This window comes from Bacillota bacterium, from assembly GCA_036504675.1.
GTDB lineage: Bacteria > Bacillota > Sulfobacillia > JAJYWN01 > JAJZPE01 > DASXUT01.
Genome location: DASXUT010000116.1, coordinates 1 through 3,721 on the forward strand (window position 1 = coordinate 1; position 3,721 = coordinate 3,721).

The 3,721-nt window shown below is 63.4% G+C and carries 4 protein-coding genes; 3 read left to right on the plus strand and 1 reads right to left on the minus strand.

All coding sequences use genetic code 11. The annotated features are described in order from the left end of the window. A partial coding sequence (locus tag VGL40_08285; protein HEY3315253.1) for a hypothetical protein occupies positions 1-638 on the minus strand: 638 nt, incomplete at its 3' end. Positions 639-1,116: 478 nt separating this feature from the next. Here VGL40_08285 and VGL40_08290 point away from each other — a divergent pair. The 3 genes from VGL40_08290 to VGL40_08300 all read left to right on the plus strand — a co-directional run. Beyond that, positions 1,117-1,503 (plus strand): hypothetical protein, encoded by a 387-nt coding sequence (locus tag VGL40_08290; GenBank protein HEY3315254.1) that lies wholly within the window; start codon positions 1,117-1,119, stop codon positions 1,501-1,503. A 1-nt stretch (position 1,504) separates the two neighbouring features. Beyond that, positions 1,505-3,319, plus strand: coding sequence for a hypothetical protein (locus tag VGL40_08295; GenBank protein HEY3315255.1), 1,815 nt, complete (start codon positions 1,505-1,507; stop codon positions 3,317-3,319). A 50-nt stretch (positions 3,320-3,369) separates the two neighbouring features. Further along, a partial coding sequence (locus VGL40_08300) for a hypothetical protein (GenBank protein HEY3315256.1) occupies positions 3,370-3,721 on the plus strand: 352 nt, incomplete at its 3' end.

Consider the following 3,721-nt stretch of genomic DNA (forward strand, 5'->3'; position numbering starts at 1 on the left):
CCCCGAATCACCCGATACTGACGGACCATGGATGGGTTGCGGCTGGCGAGATTGTGGAAGGAGACCACATAGTCCGCTGCCTGGACAGTGAGGGGGTAGCGCGCCTTCTCGACCCAGACAACGATCAGGTGCCAGCCCGCATTGAGCAGGTAGCGGGTGCGCTTCTCAAACCGGGCCGCGTGACGACCCGCATTATGCCATGCGCCCCCGAAGACTTCCACGGCGATGGGGTAGGCAGCAAGGTCTATGTTGTAGGGACCAACGGCCTTGGACAGGACGGCCTCAACGCTGCGGTCAAGGAGCAGGCCGGCAAGCACTCGCTCGTTGTGGCTGATGTGGGCCTGAGTCCGCTCTTTACCAAGGGCCCTTCGAGCAAGGTCCTCGGGCGTCCTCTTCATGCCGCGGACGGCGGCGTGGGCAGCGGCGGTTCTCTTGCGCCGGCCGGCCGGGCCGAGGAGCTTGTTTCGGACCCGCATCGCCTCGCTGTGGCTGCGGAGGACGTATCCATGGCGGACGAGCAAACGTCTGACGCTGCTGCCAGCAACGCCGATGGAGGCCGCGATCTCGTCCGTGGTCTCGCCGGCCTGGTAGCGATGGTAGAGGTCACCAGGGTTGAACGCCGAGAGTTTTCGGGTCATGTCTACAACCTCCAGACAGACCAAGGGTGGTATATCGCCGAGAACATCATAACACATAACTGCGTCCGGGCGTTCAGGCCGATTGTGAAGGGGTGACCGGCTTGGCTGAGTGCTCAAAGTGCGGTGACTGTTGTCTTGCCATACCGTTCTCCCACACGAAAAAGCAGTTCCAGGAGATGGAGAACCTTGACCAAAGAGACCGTGAGACCATCCTCAAGCACTGGCACCGAATCAGCAAGGCGGAAGCTCTGAGGCGACTGCCGACCTTCAAGGGAGGCAGCGGGGTGCTCTATTACGAGTGTGATCAATGGGATTCAACCAGCCGGCTCTGCACGGCCCATGACGCAAGACCCCCCGTGTGCCGGGGCTTTCCATGGTACGACAGGGATCCAGGCGTTGGGGACATCTCGTATTTGCCGCGGTGCTCATTCTTCCAGGGTCTTCAGCAGAGTGCCGCCTCGTGAAGGGGTGATCCGCCATGCCCTGGCCGTGCCGGCTGGTCGACGGCGAAAAAGTGCGCAGCGGGGAGTATCGACCGCAAGTCGGCGACATGTGGTACATGCCGTGGCTGCTAGAAGACAAGCAGATGCTCGACTTCTATTGCTCCAAGGAATACCACCGTGACTGGCTCGGCAAGCGTCCGCCGCTCATGGTGGTGCTGCCGAACGGCTGCAAGTGGATAATCGACAGTCCATGGCGCGGCGACCCAGGGAGCAGCGGCTGGACGGTCACGGGCGAGGCCCCCAATATCACCGTCATGCCGTCGATCAACTTCGTTGGCAGCTACCACGGCTGGCTCCAGAACGGCGTTTTCAGCAACGACGTCGAGGGACGACAGATCCCACCGGTAAGGGAGGCGAGCTGACTTGGGCGCTGTGCTCGATGTCCAGAAAGCCATGGACCTTGACCGCCCCGACCTGTACCTTTACGCTCCCCTGGTCAAGATCGATGAGGAAAAGCGGCTCGTATTCGGCTACGTGTCCAGTGACCGGGTCGACCTCGATGGCCAGATCGCCGACGCTGAGTGGCTGAAACGCGAACTGCCCGACTGGTTTAGGTGGGGCAATATCCGCGAGATGCATCAACTGTCGGCTGTCGGCGTGGCCAAGGACCTGGAGTGGGATGAGAAGGGCCCTTTTGTGGTGTCCAAGGTCGTCGATGGCGAGGCTTGGAAGAAGGTCAAGGAAGGTGTCTACAAAGGGTACAGCATCGGCATCAAGGGAACCAGGACCCAGCTCGATGCCAAGGCCCCTCATGGCCGGATCGTCGGCGGGAAGATCATAGAGATCAGCTACGTGGACCGACCGGCCAACGAGGATGGCCGGTTCACCCTGTTCAAATCGGTGGGACTGGGGGAGTGGAAGGACATGCAGACCGGGGTGGTCGTGAAGAAGGCAGCCCTGAGCCACGAAGACATCCGGGACGCCATCCAAGGCAAGTTGAACCCCAAGAGTGATTCGGGGGCCGTCGTCGAGCCTGTCAAGCACCGGTGGATCGTCGAGACCTACCCCGACCACGTCATCGTCCAGGAGAACGTATCGGGCAAGTACTACAAAATCCCGTACACGATCTCCGAGGCCGGCGAGGTCACGCTCGGCGATCCGCAGGAGGTCGAGCAGACCTACGTGCCCGTCTCGGCCAAGGCGGCTGTGGCCGAAGCCTACAAGGCTGCGTTCGAGGCGCCTGGGCGCGAGCTGGGCGCCGTTCCCGAGGCCGATTTCGGCGACCCGAAGAACCGAAGGTTCCCGATCACCGCGGCCAAGGACGTCGTGGACGCTGTCAGGCTGATCGGGGCGGCCGACGACCCGGGGACGGTCAAGGCGGCCATCGTCAGGATCGCCCGTCGCAAGGGCAAGGAGTTCGAAGACGCCCTGCCGGCGTCCTGGACCGAGGACAAGAAGGCCGCGAAGGAGGGCAACGACGTGGATAAGCATTGCAAGTGTGGTCGGGCCATGAAGGCTGCCGAGGGCGGCGGGATGGTCTGCCCCGAGTGCGGCAAGCCGTCGGACGAGTGCGAATGCGAGAAGGAAACCATCGGCAAGGCCGTGGCCGGCGAATCCGTCCCGGCGGCCAAGGCCGCGGGTGGCGATCAGGCGACCCAGAAGACGGGTACCGCCGGCGTCCAGCCGACAGCCAAGATGGACTACCAGGGCGAGACGGTCCTGAAAGCGATCAAGGACCAGCTCGATGCCCTCGCCGCCCAGGTGGACGCGGCCCTGAAGTCCATTGCTCCGGCAGACAAGGGGGACGGCAAGGGCGTGCCGATTACCGGCCACGCGGCCCCCGTCAACCCGACCACGATCAAGTCTTCGACCGCTGACCAGCCCGGCCTGGACGGGCTCGTCGCGGCCGAGGTTCAAAAGGCGCTGTCCCCGGATTCCCTGGGCAAGGCCCTGACGGCTGACTCGGTCAAAGCGATCCTGACGGATGTCGCGAAGACGGCGGCGGAAGCCGCTGTGGGCGGGATCCGCGAGAGGCTCGAGAAGCTCGAGCAGACGGCGGCGCCGGCCAAGGGGAACGTGATCGAGATCGACAAGGTCTTTGCCGGCAACCCGGCGGCGGGTGACATCCAAAAGGCGGTCAACGTCATCACCGCCACCGCCAAGGACAACAGCGAACAGGCTCAGCTCGCGCGCGCTTCGGCGATCTATTCGCTGACGCAGCTCGCGCGTAAGGGCTGAAGGCCAGCTATCCCGTCCCGTTATTCAGTCCCTATGGGAGAGTGAGAAACGTGAGCGGCATTGCTGCCGAGCTCCAGAAGACGATTGACGCGTTGAGAGGCGGAGCTGCCCAGAACATCGGCGGGCTTCTCCCCGACGTGATCAAGGAGTGGAACCTGGCCGGCGGGCTCCAGATGTACAATCTCGAGCCCGTGGCGAAAGAGTTTTATCCCGTCTTGTCACCGATCCGCAACATCACGCCGCGCGTGGGCGGCAAGGGCAAGCAGGCCGAGTACAAGGCCATCACGGGAATCAACACCGGCGCGGTCAAGGGCTGGACGGCCGAGGGGTCCGCCGGCGCGGTCATCTCGATCGCGACCTCGAACATCATCGCTCTCTACCGGACGCTGGCCCTCGGCGATG